The following is a 20,052-nucleotide window of genomic DNA, read 5'->3' on the forward strand; positions in this document are numbered from 1 at the left end:
AACATTTGTTAATTAATCTGGACTATACCACCTCCGCTGCTCCCCATCCACTAACGTGCCACCACAGGAACGAACAGCGGTATTGTTGAGAAGGTCTGTCAGGGCTGCTTTTGCACTCGGGTACTCAAACTCAAATCCACTGGCTAAGGTGCGCTCCGGCAACACTCGCTGCCCCTTCAGCACAACTTCTGCGGCTTCCCCCAGTAACAGTTGCAGAGCAATGGCAGGCACGGGCAACCAAGAGGGACGCTGCAGTACCTCTCCTAAGACGCGGCAGAATTCCGCCATGGTCAGCGGTTCCGGAGCAGTGGCATTGTACACTCCCTGCAGGGTGTCTTGATCGAGGGCGGTCAGAATAAGCCGGACTAAATCCTGCTGATGAATCCATGAAAACCACTGTTGCCCTGAGCCTAAAGGCCCTCCCAGATAGAGCTTAAACATCGGGAGAAGTTTGGCCAGTGCCCCTTGATCTCCTAGGACAATCCCAAACCGCAGAATCACCAGCCGTACGCCAAGGGGAATGACGGCGCGGGCAGCGGCTTCCCAGTCTTGGCAAACATGGGCGAGGAAATCTGTGCCAGCAGTGTTTGTTTCAATAAAGGTTTCCGTTTCACTCGTGCCATAGTAGCCAACCGCCGAGGTGGAAACCAGGACTTTAGGACGCGCCTGAGCTGCGGCGATCGCCTGCACCAGTTGCTGGGTACCAATAACACGACTATCGTAAATTTCTTGCTTGCGGCTGGGAGTCCAGCGGCCATTGGCTAGGGGTTCCCCCGCCAGATGAATCACTGCATCCGCACCCTCAAGCGCCTGATACCAGTCTCCCTGGGCTTTAGGGGTGTAGGGCACCACGGTAACCTGCGGGGTAGTGGCAAACGTCTTGGATACCCTGCGGACTAAGGCCACCACCTGATCGCCGCGCTCCACAAGTGCCCGTACTACCTGCCGCCCAACAAAGCCCGTTGCACCGGTGACAACAACTCTCATACAGCCTCCACAATGGGATGCCATTGGCGACCGTACTGCTCTTGCAGGGCGTACCAAGCCTCCACTTGGCCGTTGGCGTATTCCCCGGGGTTGCCCCACTGCAAAAAGGCACTCAGCACCGATTTGTCATTGCCATCAAGAAAGCGAATCGCGTAGGTGGTAAAGTTCCCCCGCTTAGCTTGGCCTTCCTCAAAGCGAATGGTGGCAACCTGATCCATATTGAGATGAAACTCAAAGTCATCGCTGTGCATATTGGCATACCGACCTTTGGGTAGCTCAGCGTAGAACACCTTTTCAAGGGGCGATCGCACCTCAAGAACTGCTGTATCGTTCGTAACAACAAGGCGTAGCAGTCCTAAACGGCTACAGTCTTTGAGAAATTGCTGAAAGGAGTGTTGGGGATGCTGCAAATCTGTGGACATTACCTGCTCATAAACCAACACTTTCACTTTGACATACTCTCTGACACTGCGGATGTTCGACTAGCTGCTGCGTTAACAGGAGCCTCACAAGCACACCAATATTAAAGTTTTGTTAAGAATTCCTGAAATTAGCAAGGATAATGTGTAGTTTTCTATACTATAAGTATAGTATATTTAAGCAAACCCTAAAGAATCATGCGCCTACTCGGTGGGGATCAATAAAATCCTCATAAATGCGATGGTTGCTTACGTTGGTACCTTTTCGTATCCGTAAAAGCACTCATGGCAGGGCAACATGGTTGTAGTAACGTGGGTTCAGGTAAAAGGTGAGAAAAAACTGTGACTCCCCTCGTTCCCGCTGCTCCATCTGCTGGTCATCGTCGCTACGATCCCGAGGCTATTGCCCGCTACTTCCTGTTTCGACCATGGCAGGTGATAGGGCGGTTCTGTAATATTTTTGTATCCTTCTTTACATTTTGGCTGCTGTTGCAATGGGATAAATTGATCGGCCAACAGGAGGTTAACATCCCACTGCGAGCCATGCAGCTACGCAAGCTCTTAATTCGTTTGGGGCCAACATTTATTAAAATAGGCCAAGCCCTGTCCACCCGTCCCGATCTGGTGTGTCCCGATTATCTTGAGCAGCTCACCTTACTGCAAGATAAGCTGCCTCCTTTCCCCACCGAAATTGCGATCGCCATTATTGAACGAGATTTGCGATTGAACTTAGGGGATATCTTTGCAGAATTTTCACCCCAGCCAGTGGCGGCTGCCAGCCTTGGTCAGGTGTATCGTGCCAAACTGCACACCGGCGAAGAGGTGGCAGTGAAGGTACAGCGACCCAACTTGTTGCCGGTAATTACCCGCGACTTGTTTTTAATTCGGCTGTTAGTGCAGTGGGTGAAGCCCTTACTGCCCATTAACCTTTGCCATGATCTGCGCGATATTGTCGATGAGTTTGGCCGGAAGCTCTTTGAGGAAATCGACTACTTAAATGAGGGTCGCAATGCTGAAAAATTTGCCGCCAACTTCCGGGATGACCCAACGGTAAAAGTGCCGCAAATTTATTGGGAGTTCACCAGCCAGCACGTCCTAACGCTGGAGTGGATCCACGGAATTAAGCTCACCCGTACCGATTGTATGGTGGCGGCGGGGGTTGATCCAGACAATCTCATTCGTGTCGGTGTGATTTCTGGTCTGCGCCAATTACTGGAATTTGGCTTCTTCCACGCGGATCCCCACCCCGGCAACCTGTTTGCCATGGCGGATGGCCGTATGGCCTACATTGACTTTGGCATGATGGATCAGTTAGAAGACACCACCAAAGAATCCTTGGTAGATGCGGTGGTTCACCTTGTTAATAAGGACTACCCACAATTAGCGGCAGACTTTGTCAAGCTAGGCTTCCTGACCCCAGATACCGACATTACGCCCATCATCCCTGCCCTTGAGTCGGTGTTTGAGGAAGTGATTGGCTCGAGTGTCCAAGAATTTAACTTTAAGGTTATTACCGATCGCTTTTCAGAGTTGATGTATGCTTATCCATTTCGGGTGCCAGCCAAGTTTGCCTTGATTATTCGCTCCCTCGTCACCCAAGAAGGGATTGCCCTTTGCTTAAACCCTGAGTTTCGGATTGTGGATGTTAGCTATCCCTATGTGGCGCGACGCTTGCTGCAAGGTGAATCGCCCCAACTGCGGCGGCGATTATTGGATGTACTGTTCAAAGACGGTCGTCTGCAATGGCAGCGGCTTGAAAACTTGATTACGATCGCCCGTCAAGATGGTCATTTTAACCTTGCACCTACAGCCACCCTTGGCCTACAGTATCTCTTTTCAGACGAGGGGCAGTATTTACGGCGGCAAATTGTGCTAGCGTTAACCGAAGATGACCGACTCCACACCGAAGAGGTGCAACGGCTCTGGAACTTGGTGAAATCTGACCTGCGGCCACTCTTTTTCATTGATGTGGCGTGGGAAGCCCTCAAAGCTTCAGTGTCCCAAGCGCTTCCTAAAGAAGAGGAGTCCTTAGTGGTTGCCCGCTAGAGCGTGGGCTAGGGCGGTTGTCGGTTGCTCGCTAATGCAGTAAGGACAGGTTATTGTTGTGTTTGATCCACCCATTGTAGTGCTGCTTGCCGGAATTTTTATAGGGTTGGCCAGTGGCAAGGCTTTTGAGGCCACCCTGAAACAAAGTGTGCAGGAGTGGAACCGTAGTCGCTCAACGCGTATTCTCAGTCAGCTTCGCGGTTCCCGGCTACAGGTACCTTACTTAGGTATTTGTTTAGGAATTTGGTTATTTTTGAGTGCAGGGCTATGGACCTATGGCTTTCCTGCACGGCTGAGCATAGCGATCGCCCTTGGGCTGACGGTTGCCACGGCCATTTTAGTGTGGTACCAACTGGGCAAGCTGCTGACCATTTTGGGTACGGGTGGCTCCCAAGCCCTTGACCTTGATGCCCTTGACGCGAAAAAGTAGGTCGTGCCACTCAATCCAAGGAGGCGGTGTGGATTTAGCCACCCAAGTTAACCAATTAATTGCCAACGCCCCAGACGACCCGGCAACAATTGCGGCGGTACAGGCGATCGCCCCTATCCTCCTAGAGGAAGCCCAACGCTACCAGCAGACCATGTACTATGTGCTGCAAACCGAGGATGGCCAGTGGCAGATTATTACCCTTGAAGAGCGCCATCCCCCCTACCACCAAAAAGTGGTCATTCACGCCTACGGTAGTGCTGAGATGGCAAATGCCCATCGTGAGGGCGATCGCCAACTCGTTGTTGTCGAAATGCCCATTATTCCACTGCTGTTTCAACTCTTAGCTGCCGACCCCGTAGATAGCCTGATTGTGTTAGAGCGTCCCAATGGCGAGCAGGGTTGGGAAGTCAGTCGTGAGTCACTGCTAGCTCAAGTTCGCAGCACGTTGAGCCTTCCCCCTAACATAGCCTGATGGAATTAGAGACCTAGCAACTTGCTTTGAGGCCACTACTTCAGTTCAACATCAACGCAGACCCTGTAATTTCGTTGTTGAGATCGCTACGAATGAGAAGACGATTCTGGTGACCAAGGGAGCCAGTCTTCATCTAGGGCTTGCTCCAACGAAAATTCTGGCTCATCAGGAACTTCTTGGGACTCCAGTTGGCTTGCTTTCAGAAAAAGCTTTCTAGCATTGCCATAGGCAGATAAAAACTGGTCATTGAGGTAATTTTTGAGGCTGGGACTATCTTCGAGAATGGCTTGAATCTGCAAACGAAAATTAGTAATCTCTAGATCCCACCCTCTAAAACACATCTCTCGCTTGGATTTCCAATACCGGAGCTTTAGAAAATGCTCACATAATCGCATCAGGTAGCTGGAAATGGCTCGTTTATCACTTCTCCCCAAGCTCTCAATCTCCTCAATTAAATTTTCCAGATCAAGATTGCTAAAATCCTGTGCTTTCAATTGAGCAACCGTTTCATCCAACCAACGTTGATAATCTTCATCGTATAGTGACGTGAGTTTAGTTTTAACTTGAGGTTCCATAGTGCCTCACCTCCATCAGTTGCTTCATTGTATTGATTGCCAATATCACACGCCTCGAAAAATCTGCACCTACATCAAACAGCGGGTCGATATAAATCAGATCTACCTTGCCCTGACACTCTTGGATCGGCATCGCAGACCCCACAATATCCATCTCGTGGACACCATCCTTGCCCCGTGTGCATTGGACAGTTGGGCATGTGAGTTGAGACATGATTAAGGCACAAGGTTGTAGTAACACCTTTATTTGTTGTTGAGATCGCTACGAACGAGAAGACGATTCTGGCGGCCAAGGGAGCCAGTCTTCATCTAGGGCTTGCTCCAATGAAAATACCGGCTCTTCAGGAATCAAGTAGGCATTCAACTCACTTGCATTGAGAAAAAGCTTTCTACCATTTTTATATTGTTTACGGAAAACATCCTGTAAAAACGACTTCAAGCTAGGACTGACTTCCAACTCCTCCTGAATTTGCAATCTGAAGTTGATGACCTCACGTTTCCAACCTCGCAAGCACATCTCTCGTTCAGATTCCCAATACTTAATTTTGAGGAGATGCTCACATAAGCGCATGAGATAGCTTGAAATTGCATGTTTCTCACGTCTGCCCAAGCTCTCAATCTCCTCAATTAAATTTTCCAAGTCAAGATCACTAAAGTTGCGCGCTTTCAATTGAGCAACCGTTTGATCTAACCAACGTTGGTAATCTTCATCGTATAGTGACGTGGGTTTAGCCTTAACTTGAGGTTCCATAGCTGAGTGCCTCCATTTAGATCTGTATTGTATTGAGAAAAATCACTACACGCAGCGTAAAACCCGTGCCCCTATCAGACAGCGGCTCAATACCAATCAGATTCACCTTGACCGTCAACGATCGCATTAGCCCTCACTCCAACTGCTCTGTTACGGCTAGAGGCTCACTAAATGCGGCCACTACAAACGGCAATATCGCTTTGGTGCTGGCAACAGAATGGCTCAGGCTTCAGCGAAAAAGAATGGTACCATGGGCTATCGCTACAACTTATCTCGCGCTTCAATCTATAGATACTTCCATCATAGATTGACAGTGAAGGGTTCTTGTTGGTTTTACTAAGGTGCAATCTTTCAGGAGAGGGGCTTGAAACCGCCGCTATCGGTTGCTGTTTTTATCTGCTTGGAATGGCAGCCCAATGCTGGGGGGCACGTCAAATGCTGGGAACGCTTTGCTGAAGCCGCCACCCAGTATCCAGAACGTGTTGATCTGACGATTTACTTTTTGGGGGCAACGGCACAAACCATTGACCTAGCTGCCAATGTACGTTACCGCTTGCTGCGACCCCAATTCAGCACGCAGCGCCTTGAAATCTTGCGCCAAGGGGCAGGACTGACAGATGTCGCACCGTTTCATTGGGAGCTATGGCGGCATCTAGCTGAGCACGATGTCTTTCACCTCACCGATACCTTTAGCTTTGCGCAAACGGTACGCCGTTTTTGCCAGCAGCAGCGCCGCCCCCTACTGAGTTCAATCCATACCGATTTACCGTTACTAACGCGCACCTATTCCCGGGAAATTATCCTGCGTATGAGTGGCCGTAGCTGGGGCAGCAAGCTATGGCAATGGCTATGGCTGGAGCAACTGAAGGTTGACCAGTGGTTTAGTCGGCGAGCCGAGCGAAAGCTCGCGGGATTTATGCGTGCTAGCGATCGCATTCTTGTTTCGCGGCAGCAGGATTATGAGTGGCTGATGAGTTTTTTACCCAAGGAACGGGTGTATTGGTTCCGCCGGGGCATCGATCGCGATCGCTTTCATCCGCGTTGGCGTCAACCGCAGTGGCTACGGGAAGAATATCACCTCCCTGATGTTCCCATCCTACTGTTTGTGGGGCGGGTAGATGCCAGTAAAAACGTCTTGCTGATGGCAGCAGCGGCAATGGAGTTAGCTAGGCAGGGCTATGATTTCCACGTGTTAGTGGTGGGGGAAGGAGCACAGGACAGGGAGGTCAAGGCGTGCTTAGGGAATCGGGTGACCCTGACGGGCAAAGTACCCCAAGAGAAACTAGGGGCGATCTACGCCAGCAGCGATGTGTTTGTGTTTCCTTCAGAGTCGGAAACAGGTCCCAATGTGGTGGTTGAGGCGCGAGCAGCGGGGCTACCTGTTGTGATTTCAGGGTTTGATGGGGGGCGCAAGTACGTGGATGCATCGGGAGTCGATGGTGTGGTTGTTTTCAGCCGTGATCCGCAGGTGTGGGCAGCAGCCATTGCACCCTTGCTCACCGATCCTAGCTATCGCGAGCGGATGGGCACAGCGGCTCACGCGATAACTCAGCGCACTTGCCCCTCGTGGCAAGAGGCGTTTGAAGCGGATATTCTTAGCCAGTGGGAAGCGATCGCGCCCCCTCAACAGGTCGGTTGAGGCTACAGCGTTTTATCTGCAAGGAGCGCCTCCAGAATTAAGGCCATATGAGTCCAGTGGGTACCGCCTTGGCAAAAGACAATGTAGGGGGAGCGCAGTGGGCCATCAGCAGAGAGTTCTGCCGTGCTGCCATCAATAAAGGTGCCCCCCGCCATCACTAGCTCATCGGCATAGCCGGGCATGGGCGCGGGCACTGGGTCAAGGTAGGAACCAATGGGGGAGTAGCGCTGCAACGTGCGGCAAAAGGCAATTAGTTTCTCGGGACTGCCCAAAGCAATTGCTTGGATGACATCGCGGCGCGGGGCAAGCGCCGGTGGATTGACTGCATAGCCCAATTGATCAAAGACATACCCTAGCAGGTAGCTACACTTGAGGGCTTCGCCCACCATCTGCGGTGCTAAAAATAGACCTTGGAACAGGAGTCGGTTTTGGTCAAAGGTGGCTCCCCCCTCGTGGCCAATGCCGGGGGCTGTGAGCCGATAACTTGCTTGTTCGATGAGGGCGGCGTTGCCTACGAGATAACCGCCCGCTGGGGCAATGGTACCGCCGGGGTTTTTAATGAGGGAACCAGCCATTAAGTCCGCCCCTACGTGGGTGGGTTCTTGGGTCTCGACAAATTCGCCGTAGCAGTTATCGACAAAGCAAATCACAGCAGGATTTTGTGCCTTGACCAGTTGAATCATCTTGGCCATCTGATCAAGGCTGAGGCTGGGTCGCCACGTATAACCACAGGAGCGTTGAATCAGCACCATCCGCGTCTGTGGCTCTACACAGGTGGCGATCGCCCCCCAGTTCGGCTCCCCATTTCCGTCTAAGGGAATTTCGCGATAGTGGATGCCGAAGTCCTTGAGGGAGCCTTGCCCGTGTCCCCGCAGACCAATGACCTCTTCGAGGGTGTCGTAGGGAGCGCCTGCGAGGGCAACCAGTTCATCTCCCGGACGCAGCAGCCCCAACAGAGCGGTGGCGATCGCGTGGGTTCCAGACACAAACTGTACCCGTACCAAGGCGGCTTCTGCCCCCATCACCTCAGCAAACACCCGATCGAGGGTCTCGCGCCCAAGATCACCGTGGCCGTAGCCAGTCATGCTGCTAAAGTGGTGCACCCCTACCCGTTGATTGCGAAATGAGCGTAAAACCCGATCTAAATTTTGCTTGACGCGGCTATCAATCTCGGAAAAAATAGGAGACAGGGCTTGCTCCGCTGCCGCAAGGATGTTAGCTGTCACAGTGAGGACACAACTCTCCTGAACTTAATGTCTGGCGATTGCCTGTCCTTCAGGCGATCGGGGCTTCAAGCAAGCCCATCCGCTATTATCCCTGAAATAGACCCCGGAAACGGGGTGTCTCTATAACAGGGCTTGTTATCACTGAAAAAAGAGATTTGTATGACATCTGTTTCCGTTGTGCCCACACCCCCCTCACGTCTTAATTGGGGGGTGATTCTATTTATGGTTGTTGTCCATGTGGGTGCGTTACTGGCCGTTGTGCCAAAGTTTTTTTCCGTTGAGGCAGTGATTTTGTGTGCTGTCCTTTACTGGGTGTCCGGCGGTTTAGGCATTACCCTTGGCTGGCATCGGTTAGTGACTCACCGCAGTTTCCAGTGCCCGAAATGGCTAGAATATTTCTTTGTGTTTTGCGGCAGCTTAGCCTGTGAGGGTGGCGTGATTGAGTGGGTCGGGCTGCACCGCAATCATCACCTGCACTCCGATCAAGAACAGGATCAGCATAATTCTCAACGGGGCTTTTGGTGGTCGCACATGGGGTGGATGCTGGTGACCATACCCGCTAAAGCTGAGGTGGAACGCCTCACGAAGGATATTAACGGCGATCCTATCTATCGCTTTCTCAATCAGTACTTTGTGCCGCTGCAAGTGGTCTTAGCGGTGTTGCTCTACCTTTGGGGGGGCTTACCCTTTGTGGTGTGGGGAGTTTTTGTGCGTTTGGTGTTGGTATATCACCTAACATGGTTTGTCAATAGTGCAACCCATAAATTTGGCTACCGTACCTTTGACTCTGGCGATCGCTCCACGAACTGCTGGTGGGTTGCCCTGCTCACCTTTGGCGAAGGCTGGCACAATAACCACCACACCTATCCTCACTCGGCTCGCCACGGTCTGCAATGGTGGGAATTTGACATTACTTGGATCACCATTCGTGCTCTCCAAGCCGTGGGGTTAGCCAAAAAGATCCGGCTAGTGGAGAGTACCTCTCGCTAAGGCGACATCGGCGGTTGTTGGCTCATGATCTGCCGCCATGTGGCAATGAGTTCAGCAGCCTCAGGATAGAGGGGATGGCCTTGGGGAATGAGTTCTGCGGTGGCGATCGCCTCAGCGGTATCGCGCCCCACCCAGTAGCGTGCCTGCTCTAGAATATTGTGCCCCCACTCTAGACGTAGCTGATTAGCTTCGGGGAAAATCGTGGCCTCGGGGGAAATCTCTTGGAGAATGGCGATCGCCGCAGCAAAATCCGTCGGTCGCCCACCCCGGGCACGATTTTGGGCTTGACTGAGCCGCAGGGTATCCACATCAGGGATCCAAGCCTCAGTGGTTGTAGGTGTTGCCGGAAACAGTTCAGCAATACGGTTTTGAGCCGTCTCGTACAGGGCGCGATTCGGGCGAATTTGCTCTAGAAGTTGCCGTGCTTGCAGCAACCCTTCAGGTGTTCCGAGGCGGGCAAACGCATTCGCGCGATCCAACAGTGGCTGATCTTCAGCAACTTCCACTTGCCGCTGCCAAATCCGCTGCTGGGTACGGATTTGCTCTTGGCGGTAGGGACTGGCCTCCGTGAGGGGCATCATCAACATCGCAATCGCTTGGCGGAGGTGGCCAATGTCGCCACTGCGGGCAATGGCCTGCGCCTCTGCTAGGGTTTGCAATACCTTCAGATCCGTTTGCCATCGACGAATTGCCCGCTGAGCATCAAAGTAAAGAGGACGCTGGGCACTAATGGTGCGCGCTTGGGCGATCGCACTGCCGATGTCTGCCCCCATCCCTGCCTGGGCTAACTCCTCAGCCGCTGCTAGCTTCACCACATCTTGGGCTGCCCTGACACTGCTAACATCATTGGGAACGAGCCGGGCGATGCGCCGCGCCTCTGCCGCTTCGTAGCGCTCAAGAGCAGCCATGGCTTCTTGGAGCAAGCGTTCCCCCAGTTCATTGATGAGTCGCCGCGCCCCAGGATATACATCGCTGCTGCTAGGAATGCGACGGACAATGGTAATGGCAGCCGCAAGGTTATCGGCACCACCTCGCGCCATCAAGGCTCGCGCCTCATCCAGTTGCCGATCCTCTTTTTGAGCCCGAATAATCCGCTGGTTAAAGGCACCAAACTGCTCCTGTGACCAATAGCGACACTCGACAAACTGGAGCTGTAGAGAAATCTCAAACGCCTCGCGCCACTCAAGGTTTTTCAGGGCAGTTTCGGCACGGCGGTAGATCCCTTCCCCCTCTTGCCAAATCTCTTGCCAACGGGCTATTTGCGCCTCAACTTTGCCATAGGCATGGACATGGCGGGGAATACGGCGGGCAAAGGTAATGGCTCGACTGAGTTGCCCCTCATGAAAGGCAGCATTCGCTAGCGCCAACACCTGATCCGACCACACTTCGAGGCGGCGGTTAACTTCGGGGGCAAGGGGATGATCTCGCGGCAAGTTGTCAATTAAGTCAATGGCGTAGAGTAAATCCTCTAAGCGTTGCTGCTCCGCTGCTGCTTGGGCACAGTACAACCGAAAGGCAGCTGAGGCAAAAGGCCAAAACACAAATTGGCAGTTCCCCGCTGTGTTGGGTTGCCGCAAGAGCAGCCATAGGGAAACGCTAGAAATTCCGAGGGACGCACACAGAGACAAGATAGCGCCAACCTGCCAATGGTGTAGCCCTAACCGTTGTAACACAGAGTTAAGGCGCGATCGCTTCCCCAGAATGACGGGGAGCCAATCGAATCCTAGCGATCGCCAACTCAGTCGCTTTTGAATGGTCACTGCCACACCTTCTCAAATTGCTATGATGCCGATTGGTCAGTTTTGCCCAGTTCTTCTACTCACTCTTGTACGCAATTATGTTCCTGTCAACCAACCAGGCGTTGCTGAATAGCTGAATAGGAGTATGACTTTCAGGTTTGAGTCTTTTGCCGCCCTCACCCTAGCCCTCTCCCAACGGAGAGGGAACAAGACTCTTAGCGCCCTTTTCCTTGGGGAGAAGGGTTGGGGATGAGGGCAATTCATAGTCACATTCAGCAACACCACCAGCCGAACAGCCTTGGAGATAGGCGCTAATTTCACCCTATAGACCGATGAAGAATTGCGCAACAACAGCGGACTATCAACGCGGCCAACGTTGCCGCAGTTCTGCCACAACGCGATCCAAGGCAACGGCATGGGAGGCCTTAAACAGCACGCGATCGCCCCGCTGCAGATGGGTCAATAAATACTCCACTAAGCCCCCATGGCTAGCAAATTGCTGGCTTGGCACCGTTGCTGCTCCTTGGGCAAGGGCTTTCCCTTCAGCGCCCTCATCTAAAATCAATAACCCATCGAACCCCAACTGGGCGACCGTTGCCCCCACCTGTTGATGAAAGGGAAGCGAGAAGTCCCCTAGCTCTCGCATCGCACCCAGCACTGCCAAATACCGCTGTCCGGGCAGGCTACGCAGGAGCTGGAGTGCCGCCACCATGGATTCGAGGCCAGCATTGTAGGTTTCATCCAGTAAAAGAATATCTGGTTCTAGCCGATACCGGCCACCCCGCCCCGCGGGCAAGTGTAGCTCTAGCTGCGGTGGCAACGCTTGAGGATTCAGCCCCAGCGCCCTGAGAACCGTTAAGGCTGCCAAAAAGTTGAGGGCATGGTGAGCACCAGCAAGGGGAACTGTGTAGGCGTGATCCCCTATCTGGAGGGTATGGGGCGGCAAATAGACCCCGCGGTGCTGACCGGCGGTTAAACCGTAGGTGAGGGTTGTTCCTGACCAGACGCGACTGGCTGTTTCTAATAGGAGGGGAGTATCGGCATTCAGTATCGCGGTGCTGGTGGCGGGCATTTCGGCCAGGAGTTCGCACTTGGCCGCAGCAATGGCTTCCCGGGATCCAAGGCGGCCAATGTGGGCTGTGCCAACGTTCGTAATCACCGCTATATCGGGCTGGGCAATTTGGCTGAGGAGGGCAATCTCCCCGGGCGATCGCATCCCCATTTCAATCACTGCAAAGTCATGCGCAGGTTCTAATTGCAGGAGGGTTTTGGGAACGCCAATCTCATTGTTGAAGTTGGCCTCAGTTTTAAGAACCCTGCCGTAGTGACGGAGGACGGCCGCAATCATTTCCTTAGTGGTGGTTTTACCCACGGAGCCAGTAATGGCAATAATGGCTGCGCGGCACTGCTTGCGCCACCACTGCCCTAAGCGTTGGTACGCAGCAAGGGTATTGGCCACCTGCAATTGGGGAAGCTGACTAACGACAGGTTCCTCGACAATCAGGGCAGTTGCCCCTGCTGTTGCCGCCTGCGCCACAAACTGATGCCCATCAAAGGTATCTCCCCGCAGTGCCACAAAGACATTGCCAGCAGCCACGTGGCGCGAATCTGTACTAATGCCGGTCACGGGTTGCTCTGGCCAGTCTCCCGTTTGACCAAGAGCTTGGGCGATCGCCGCCAGCGTTGTCTTCACAGCCTTGTTCCGGTTAAATGGGAGCAGCGCAGATAGGGCTGGAGCACCTCGGGCACAGCCACAGAGCCATCGGGTTGCTGGTAATTTTCTAAAATCGCAGCCATGGTACGCCCGACCGCCAGTCCGGAGCCGTTCAGGGTATGCACAAACTGGGTTCCCTTTTGTTTTGCCCCCTTAAAGCGAATTTTGCCGCGCCGTGCCTGAAAATCGCCAAAGTTCGAGCAACTGGAAATTTCGCGATAGCAGTTGGCCGCAGGCAGCCACACCTCCAAGTCGTAGCATTTCATGGCCGCAAACCCTAAGTCCCCCGTACATAACTCTATAACCCGATAGGGCAGCTTAAGGGCTTGGAGAATAAACTCGGCATCGGCCACTAATTGCTCGTGCTCTGCTGCGGAGGTCTCAGGGTGGACAAACTTCACTAACTCCACCTTGTCAAACTGGTGCAGGCGGATCAGCCCCCGGGTATCCTTACCGTAGCTGCCAGCTTCGCGGCGAAAACAGGGGGTATAGGCACAGTGGTAGATGGGCAACTGCTCAGCTGACAAAATTTCATCGCGGTAAAAATTGGTGACAGGAACCTCGGCGGTGGGAATGAGCCACAGATCATCCTCAGCGCAGCGAAAGCTTTCTTCGGCAAACTTGGGGAGCTGCCCCGTTGCCGTTAGGGAGGCAGTATTCACCAAAAAAGGCGGCAGAATTTCGACGTAGCCCCGAGCGGTATGGGTATCCAGCATAAACTGAATGAGGGCGCGCTCGAGCGCTGCCCCCATCCCCACGAGGGTAACAAAGCGGCTTTGCGCCACCTTCACCGATCGCTCCACCTCTAGCAGCCCCAGTTGAGTGGCAACCTCCCAATGGGGTTGACAGGGATGGCTTGGTTTGAATTCATCGCCCCAGCAACGGACTTCAACATTATCTCTTTCATCGCGGCCAAGGGGGGTGGTGTCACTAGGCAGGTTGGGAATGGTTAGAAGCAGTGCCTCTAGCTGCTCCTTGAGATTACGCTCTCGGGGTTCGAGATCGGCTAATTTTTTTTTCAGGTCGTTTGCCTCTGCTTTCAGGGCTTGAATCTCTGGATCGCGCGGATCGGCTCCTGCCTTGATTTTTTTGCCGACAAGGGCACCAATTTCGTTGCTGCGTGCCTGTAGTTGGGAGCGCTGTTGCTCGAGTTGGCGTTGCTGCTCATCCAATTTAAGAATCGTTTCAAGATCGTAATCACCTTGCCGCCGCCGTAGGCGATCGCCCACCGCTTGGGGAGTCTCACGAAGCTGTTTGAGATCAATCACAGGCCGTCAATAAACGATAGACCGCATTCATCCTACCCTAGACCTGCGCTTGGCTCAACGACTAGGACGATCCCCATAGTTGCAGCGAGCCTTAAGGAAGAAGATGGCACAATAACCACCTAGACCTCCGAGGTGCTCTCGCCACAGCGAAGCTTGGCGGTCAGGGGGGGAGGAGCGCTGTCGAGCTTCGCTCCGCCAAAGGCGTATAAGTGCGGCTCGATACCCCCGAAATCAGTAATACTCTTGGCCATTCTAGACAATCTTCACAGTGGTGGTAAAGTACCAACCATGAAACAAGTCCTGACACTCATTGTAAAGCTTCAACCTAGGCCTGAGTAAGCGTCCAAACTGGCGGCAACTCTTCAGGCGTCTGCTGATGCGTGCAACTATGTCAATGACAACACCCATCCCAAACTCACCAACAAAATCGCTCTTCAGTCCTTGACCGACTAGACCATCAAAGAGACATTCTCCTTGGTGGCCAACATGGCGCTCAGGGCGTGCGCTCGTGTGGCGGTAAGACTGCCAAACTCAAAGGCAAGCCTGTTAAACGGTTTGCACCAACCAGTATGGACTGTAACAACGATCTGTTTACCTTCAACGATAAGGAGTGGCAGGTTAGCCTTGCAACAGTTCAAGGCACAGAGAAGGTGAAGTTGAATGCAGGCCATTACCAAAGAGGCACACTCAAAGGGCGTCAGCCAACCTCGGCTCAGCTTTGCAAGCATCGAGACGGCAACGTCTATCTGCACATCCAACTGAAGACTGAAGCACCAGAGTCAGACCAATCAAGTATGGAGCAAACCTGATCAAGCGTTTGGGGCTGTCTGTAAACCAGCCTAGAGGATCCGAGATATTGTCTTGCTCTTTGAGTGAGCATATCTTGAGGGCTACTGAAAGCTCCCATCTACAGCGCGTTAGCGCTTAGCGGGAGTAGTTTACTTCTGTGTTAGCTGTTGTGCCTAGTACGTTTCAGTGGCCAGTGTATTCGGAAAGGCACTCACGTGAATCACCCGCTCTTTAGCAACAAGGGCACTGCCAATTACTGTGGGGCTACTGAGACGGATATCCAGTCCTTCGGCCAAGGCTGGGAAGGTTTCTGCATCCGCTTGAGACAGGTTCTGAAGAAAGTCTGTCACGGCTTGGGGGGCAAGGGGAGTTGGGTCAGGGACACCCCGCACCTCAAGGGCATAGCTGGGGAGAAGTTTAGGCAACAATTGCGCAAACGTACTGGGGAAGTCAAACAACTCTAGACCCCAAATCTGTCCATTGAGTGCGAAAATAGCCCCCACTTGGTTCGTAATGGCCTGAAAAGCCGCTGTATAGTCTGCTAGCTTAGGCAACTCTTGAGCGTATAGATCCGCCATGGCAGAGGTTGGGGAGTCGCATTCAAGAACTTCAAGATGCTCATCTACCTCTGCCCAGATTTGGTGCTGATCAGCATACGGTCGTCCCTGTTGTTTCAACGCACGAGTGACTTGCTGAATTTTCTTGGCACGGCCGCTGGCGTGGTAGGTATGCTTCGCCGTCTTGAAGGTGCGGGAGCGATAACGCCAACGACCTTGCTCAACACAACTGACGGGGATGTTTAAGTTCGTATGTGCTGGCACTAGCAATGTCAGGTTGAAGATGCGATTTTGCTTTGCTCCTTCCACTTCCTCGCCATCAAGCAACAGAACCGACCGATCGCTAGTGTTGCTACACAATAGCTCAGGCACGGTACCCGCTTCAGAAACTTCAGTGATCGTCACCCAGTTATGAGCCATGGCTTCGTCTAACGTCCAATAGTCAGCAGACCCTGTGACTGATCGCACCAAGGGAATGACCGTCAATGCACCAAAGATTTGGGGGGTGCTCAATTCAATATTTTTCAGTAGCTGTTGCAGTGTTTCCATGTTCAGTGTCTCTACGACTTCAAACGGTTATCCATAGCAAAATCAGTTCCTATACAGCAGACTCTGCAAATGTCGATGCTTACAAAAATCATAAATACCCGATTATTTTAGTCGGGTATATTTGACAGGGCGATCGCCCCCTGTTAGGATGGTCAGCAACTTGTCTAAGGCCGTCTGAACCCATGACCGCAACCCTGACTTCCGCAACCAGCGATACCTACTTCACCCATCTCCAGTGCAAAGAGTGTGGAGCGGAGTATGAAGCCCAAGCCATCCACGTCTGCGAGTACTGCTTTGGCCCTCTTGAAGTCAAGTACGATCTCAGCCAGTTGTCTGAAGCCGTCAGTCGCAGCACCATTGAAGCCGGGCCACAGTCCATCTGGCGGTACCGCCCCTTTTTACCCGTTACGTCCACAGAGCCGATTGACTTAGGCACTGGCATGACCCCATTGGTCAAAGCAAGTCGCTTGGCACGACGGCTGGGGCTAAAGCATCTCTACATTAAAAATGATGCAGTGAATATGCCCACCCTCAGCTTTAAGGATCGGGTGGTATCCGTGGCGTTAACGCGGGCACGGGAGCTAGGGTTTACGACGGTGTCCTGTGCCAGCACTGGTAACTTGGCCAACTCCACAGCGGCGATCGCCGCCCATGCGGGGTTAGACTGCTGCGTCTTTATTCCCGCTGACTTAGAATCGGGCAAGGTCTTGGGGACACTGATTTATGCACCCACGCTGATGGCAGTCCAAGGCAATTACGATCAGGTGAACCGATTGTGTTCCGAAGTAGCCAATACCCACGGTTGGGGCTTTGTCAACATCAACTTGCGTCCCTACTATTCCGAAGGCTCAAAAACCCTAGGGTATGAGGTCATTGAGCAGTTGGGCTGGCAGTTGCCCGATCACATTGTCGCACCCCTAGCCTCCGGGTCGCTATTTACAAAAATTTATAAGGGCTTCCGGGAATTTGTCGACGTGGGGTTAGTGGCTGATAAACCGGTGCGCTGTAGTGGTGCGCAGGCGGCGGGCTGCTCCCCCATTGCCCAAGCCTATGCCGAGGGTCGAGATTTTGTCTCACCGGTGAAACCCAACACGATTGCTAAATCTATTGCCATTGGTAACCCTGCCGATGGCGTTTATGCCCTTGATATTGCCCGCAAAACCAACGGAGCTATTGAGTCCGCCAACGATGACGAAATCGTGGCGGGAATTAAACTCTTGGCAGAAACTGAAGGCATCTTCACCGAAACCGCTGGGGGCACCACAATTGCCGTCCTGCAGAAATTAGTGGCAGCAGGAAAAATCGACCCTGAGGAAGTCACCGTCGTCTATATCACCGGTAATGGTCTAAAAACTCAGGAAGCAGTGCAAGACTATGTTGGCGAACCCCTGACCATTGAACCGAAGTTGAGTAGTTTCGAGCGGGCGCTGGAGCGAGCGCGCACCCTTGAGCGACTCGACTGGCAACCTGTGCTGGTTTAGATATTTTCGTCGTCTTTTGTTCTATTAACATTCCATTCACACTAGAGACCTATAGAGACCTATGGCTGTTACCGTTTTAATTCCTACCGCCTTGCAAAAACTTACCCGCGATCAGGCAACCCTTGAGTGCCATGCCCAGTCCATTGCTGATCTACTCGAAAAACTCGAGCAGGACTGCCCAGGCATCAAAGGACGTCTGTGTGACGACAGCGGTCAACTACGGCGATTTGTCAATTTTTATGTAAATAATGAGGATATTCGCTTCCTCAATGGCATTGAAACCCCCCTCAGGGATGGTGATGAAGTGAGTATCATCCCAGCGATCGCTGGCGGTTAAGACATCACTAGATGAATGCTCCTCCTTGGCTGTTGCGCCTATCTGCCTAGCGGGGATGACCCGTGCTACTGAGGTGTCCGAGGGACAGTGCTCCGCTAGGTGCCGGTGACCCCCAAAAAACGGGAGGCTAACGAGTCAATGGGATGAGTGATGTTCTATTTGTCAATCCCTAGGCTCACCTGAATGCTTGCGATCACTTTAAGGGTTTGTCCACAATTACAACCGTCTAAGAGCTAGCAAATAGTTTATATACTACATTAATAAAAGATACGTTCCAACATAATTTTTTGACTGACTGTAGAGGTCATGTTGCTCACCAATACGAATACTCCGGCGGCGCTAGCTGCTTCCTTAAGCTCAGTTCCTCAAAGTCAGCAAAAGATTTCTATTGCGCATACACGAACCTGTTCTTGTCCAGCAAATCATATCAACTGTCTCAGTGCCAAAGAATGGATTAAGTGTCAGCTTGGTGTCTGGCAGTTTAATTATGAAGGCAGAGATATTCGTGATAAAAATTTACATCCAGCAACCTTTCCTATTGTTCTTGCTAAGCGCGTGATCAGCCTGTTTAGCCATGAAGGTGAACTTGTGCTCGACCCGTTTGTTGGCAGTGGTACCACTCTTGTTGCTGCTCAGGATCTAAATCGCAATGCTGTTGGGTTTGATCTGAATGCAACATATATTCAGTTATGCCAAGAACGCCTAGCTGCTAATAATTTATTCAATCAAGCCCAACAACTAGCCTTGCAAGATGATGCTAGAAATATCCCTAACTACTTTGAGCCTGAAATGATTAGCTTGATTTGGACATCTCCCCCCTACGCTAACCTACTGAATCGTAGGCGCACGAACAAGTCTAGGAGAAACCGTCGTAATGAACAATTTGGCAAGATCGAGCAGTACTCACAGGATACGCGGGACTTAGGAACAATGCCTCTGGCAGAATATACTACAGCCATGGGTGATATTTTTGAGTCACTTCTGCCACTGTTGAAGCCGAAAGCTCACTGTGTGATCAATGTTCCTGATATGTGGTGGGAAGATCAGCGTATTACCATTCATGTAGCCCTGATTGAAGAGTTAAGAAAGCGAGGCTATGAACTCAGAAATACGATTATCTGGGATAGAACCAACATTGTTAATAAAGTTGGTATATTTGGCTGGCCTAGTAATTACATTACAATGGGAACCACTTTTGAGTATCTATTAGATTTTTGGAGACCGCCTCAGTGAGACTGTATACCAAAACTGAGTTAGTTGACCTTATTCGTCAGGTTGCAGCTCAGGGGTGGCATCGCAGTGTTAAAAAAACGAAAAATAGTCGTAATGATGGTGCCGTAGGAAATACTCTAGAAGCCTTACTAGGGCTTCGGGAAAATAATCTACCTATTCCAAATATGCAGGAATGGGAACTGAAGGGGCAACGACATCACACATCATCATTAGTAACCCTCAAACATATTGAGCCATCACCACGAGGTGCAAAAATAGTTTCTAAAATTTTATTGCCCTATTATGGATGGGAGCATAAACAAGCAGGAAGCAAGTATCCAGCTACAGAAAAAAGTTTTCGCTCGACAACGAAAGCAACAGAATTTACTAATCGAGGTTTTAGATTAATTATGGATCGAGAAAAAGGAAAATTAAGATTTGTTTTTGATCCTTCTCAAGCTGATAAATCAGACACAAAAATTCGTGATTGGCTAAAATCAATAGAAAGTAAAATTGGCTTGCAAGGAATCAATCCTGAGCCATACTGGGGTCTAGATGATTTGAAGTATGAAATAGGGGCTAAAATCAAAAATTGTTTTTATGTTATTGCAGATAGTAAAACCGAAGATGGTCGGGTCTATCGGACTTGGTATGCTAATGTAACATGCTATACGAAATCTAAGATATGCAGCTACTTCTAACTGATCTACTAAACCTACCTGGAATTGAGGTTGAAGATTATACCGATGTTGCGGGAGAATTGATTCTTATAGTGGAAGCAAAGACAACCGAGGCGATTTGCCCACGTTGCCAACAAAAAAGTTGTCATTTACACCAGAATCATTGGTATCTAGTGCGAGATTTAAGAGAT

Annotated in this window: 18 protein-coding genes; 9 read left to right on the plus strand and 9 right to left on the minus strand. The window is 51.6% G+C overall.

Annotated features, from left to right (window positions below; all coding sequences use genetic code 11):
- Nucleotides 1–12: 12 nt before the first annotated feature.
- Both thyD and L5220_RS04065 read right to left on the minus strand, forming a co-directional pair.
- Nucleotides 13–987 (minus strand): thylakoid membrane protein ThyD, encoded by a 975-nt coding sequence (thyD, locus tag L5220_RS04060; protein WP_499571784.1) that lies wholly within the window; start codon nt 985–987, stop codon nt 13–15.
- Entirely contained in the window at nt 984–1,409 is a 426-nt protein-coding gene (locus L5220_RS04065; protein WP_099799963.1) for a ChuX/HutX family heme-like substrate-binding protein, read from the minus strand. The genes thyD and L5220_RS04065 overlap by 4 nt, the downstream gene beginning before the upstream one ends.
- 339 nt (nt 1,410–1,748) lie before the next feature.
- On the opposite strand from L5220_RS04065, the gene L5220_RS04070 reads away from it, so the two are divergent.
- From L5220_RS04070 to L5220_RS04080, 3 genes are read left to right on the plus strand one after another with little or no spacing between them, the layout of a single operon-like run.
- Nucleotides 1,749–3,452 (plus strand): ABC1 kinase family protein, encoded by a 1,704-nt coding sequence (locus tag L5220_RS04070; protein ID WP_099799724.1) that lies wholly within the window; start codon nt 1,749–1,751, stop codon nt 3,450–3,452.
- A 58-nt stretch (nt 3,453–3,510) separates the two neighbouring features.
- Entirely contained in the window at nt 3,511–3,882 is a 372-nt protein-coding gene (locus L5220_RS04075; protein ID WP_499571787.1) for a hypothetical protein, read from the plus strand.
- A 28-nt stretch (nt 3,883–3,910) separates the two neighbouring features.
- On the plus strand, nt 3,911–4,354 hold the full coding sequence (locus tag L5220_RS04080) for a hypothetical protein (protein WP_499571789.1): 444 nt from the start codon (nt 3,911–3,913) through the stop codon (nt 4,352–4,354).
- A gap of 86 nt (nt 4,355–4,440) precedes the next feature.
- Here the strand turns inward: L5220_RS04080 and L5220_RS04085 are convergent, their stop codons facing one another.
- Complete coding sequence (locus L5220_RS04085) at nt 4,441–4,929, minus strand: DUF29 domain-containing protein (RefSeq protein WP_499571792.1); 489 nt, start codon at nt 4,927–4,929, stop codon at nt 4,441–4,443.
- 262 nt (nt 4,930–5,191) lie between these two features.
- Nucleotides 5,192–5,680: a DUF29 domain-containing protein gene (locus L5220_RS04090; protein WP_448513811.1), complete on the minus strand. Its 489-nt coding sequence runs from the start codon at nt 5,678–5,680 to the stop codon at nt 5,192–5,194.
- Nucleotides 5,681–6,044: 364 nt separating this feature from the next.
- Here L5220_RS04090 and L5220_RS04095 point away from each other — a divergent pair, with 364 nt between their 5' ends.
- Nucleotides 6,045–7,319, plus strand: a complete 1,275-nt coding sequence (locus L5220_RS04095) for a glycosyltransferase (RefSeq protein WP_499571795.1) — start codon at nt 6,045–6,047, stop codon at nt 7,317–7,319.
- Nucleotides 7,320–7,321: 2 nt separating this feature from the next.
- Here L5220_RS04095 and L5220_RS04100 read toward each other — a convergent pair whose 3' ends face one another.
- Nucleotides 7,322–8,545 carry a methionine gamma-lyase family protein gene (locus L5220_RS04100; RefSeq protein WP_499571797.1) on the minus strand — a complete coding sequence of 408 codons (1,224 nt, stop codon included), beginning with the start codon at nt 8,543–8,545 and terminating at the stop codon, nt 7,322–7,324.
- Between the two features lie 159 nt (nt 8,546–8,704).
- Between L5220_RS04100 and L5220_RS04105 the strand changes: the two genes are divergently transcribed.
- Nucleotides 8,705–9,535, plus strand: coding sequence for an acyl-CoA desaturase (locus L5220_RS04105; RefSeq protein ID WP_099799718.1), 831 nt, complete (start codon nt 8,705–8,707; stop codon nt 9,533–9,535).
- On the opposite strand, the gene L5220_RS04110 is transcribed toward L5220_RS04105, so the two are convergent.
- From L5220_RS04110 to L5220_RS04125, 4 genes are all read right to left on the minus strand, one after another.
- The gene (locus L5220_RS04110) at nt 9,532–11,301 is read right to left on the minus strand and encodes a hypothetical protein (protein WP_499571799.1); all 1,770 of its coding nucleotides are present in this window, start codon (nt 11,299–11,301) and stop codon (nt 9,532–9,534) included. The genes L5220_RS04105 and L5220_RS04110 overlap by 4 nt on opposite strands.
- Nucleotides 11,302–11,635: 334 nt before the next feature.
- Nucleotides 11,636–12,967, minus strand: coding sequence for a UDP-N-acetylmuramoyl-tripeptide--D-alanyl-D-alanine ligase (locus L5220_RS04115; RefSeq protein WP_499571801.1), 1,332 nt, complete (start codon nt 12,965–12,967; stop codon nt 11,636–11,638).
- Nucleotides 12,964–14,256 (minus strand): serine--tRNA ligase, encoded by a 1,293-nt coding sequence (gene serS, locus L5220_RS04120; protein WP_499571804.1) that lies wholly within the window; start codon nt 14,254–14,256, stop codon nt 12,964–12,966. Before serS ends, L5220_RS04115 begins: the two co-directional genes overlap by 4 nt.
- A 962-nt stretch (nt 14,257–15,218) precedes the next feature.
- Nucleotides 15,219–16,151: an ARPP-1 family domain-containing protein gene (locus tag L5220_RS04125; RefSeq protein WP_499571806.1), complete on the minus strand. Its 933-nt coding sequence runs from the start codon at nt 16,149–16,151 to the stop codon at nt 15,219–15,221.
- Nucleotides 16,152–16,333: 182 nt separating this feature from the next.
- On the opposite strand from L5220_RS04125, the gene thrC reads away from it, so the two are divergent.
- From thrC to L5220_RS04145, 4 genes are all read left to right on the plus strand, one after another.
- Nucleotides 16,334–17,632: a threonine synthase gene (gene thrC, locus L5220_RS04130; protein WP_448525427.1), complete on the plus strand. Its 1,299-nt coding sequence runs from the start codon at nt 16,334–16,336 to the stop codon at nt 17,630–17,632.
- A 61-nt stretch (nt 17,633–17,693) separates the two neighbouring features.
- Nucleotides 17,694–17,969: a MoaD/ThiS family protein gene (locus L5220_RS04135; protein WP_099799712.1), complete on the plus strand. Its 276-nt coding sequence runs from the start codon at nt 17,694–17,696 to the stop codon at nt 17,967–17,969.
- A gap of 306 nt (nt 17,970–18,275) precedes the next feature.
- The gene (locus tag L5220_RS04140) at nt 18,276–19,202 is read left to right on the plus strand and encodes a TRM11 family SAM-dependent methyltransferase (protein ID WP_499571809.1); all 927 of its coding nucleotides are present in this window, start codon (nt 18,276–18,278) and stop codon (nt 19,200–19,202) included.
- The gene (locus tag L5220_RS04145) at nt 19,199–19,882 is read left to right on the plus strand and encodes an MvaI/BcnI family restriction endonuclease (RefSeq protein WP_499571811.1); all 684 of its coding nucleotides are present in this window, start codon (nt 19,199–19,201) and stop codon (nt 19,880–19,882) included. Before L5220_RS04140 ends, L5220_RS04145 begins: the two co-directional genes overlap by 4 nt.
- Nucleotides 19,883–20,052 lie beyond the last annotated feature (170 nt).

Origin of the sequence: Synechococcus sp. PCC 6716 (assembly GCF_022570815.1) — a bacterium.
Lineage (GTDB): Bacteria > Cyanobacteriota > Cyanobacteriia > Thermosynechococcales > Thermosynechococcaceae > Thermosynechococcus > Thermosynechococcus lividus.

What these genes read in the sequence shown, in the direction of transcription:
- L5220_RS04125 (WP_499571806.1), bottom strand. Translation starts at nt 16,151, where the DNA reads ATGGAAACACTGCAACAGCTACTGAAAAATATTGAATTGAGCACCCCC.
- L5220_RS04090 (WP_448513811.1), bottom strand. Translation starts at nt 5,680, where the DNA reads ATGGAACCTCAAGTTAAGGCTAAACCCACGTCACTATACGATGAAGAT.
- L5220_RS04085 (WP_499571792.1), bottom strand. Translation starts at nt 4,929, where the DNA reads ATGGAACCTCAAGTTAAAACTAAACTCACGTCACTATACGATGAAGAT.
- thyD (WP_499571784.1), bottom strand. Translation starts at nt 987, where the DNA reads ATGAGAGTTGTTGTCACCGGTGCAACGGGCTTTGTTGGGCGGCAGGTA.
- L5220_RS04105 (WP_099799718.1), top strand. Translation starts at nt 8,705, where the DNA reads ATGACATCTGTTTCCGTTGTGCCCACACCCCCCTCACGTCTTAATTGG.
- L5220_RS04140 (WP_499571809.1), top strand. Translation starts at nt 18,276, where the DNA reads ATGTTGCTCACCAATACGAATACTCCGGCGGCGCTAGCTGCTTCCTTA.
- L5220_RS04135 (WP_099799712.1), top strand. Translation starts at nt 17,694, where the DNA reads ATGGCTGTTACCGTTTTAATTCCTACCGCCTTGCAAAAACTTACCCGC.
- L5220_RS04065 (WP_099799963.1), bottom strand. Translation starts at nt 1,409, where the DNA reads ATGTCCACAGATTTGCAGCATCCCCAACACTCCTTTCAGCAATTTCTC.
- thrC (WP_448525427.1), top strand. Translation starts at nt 16,334, where the DNA reads ATGACCGCAACCCTGACTTCCGCAACCAGCGATACCTACTTCACCCAT.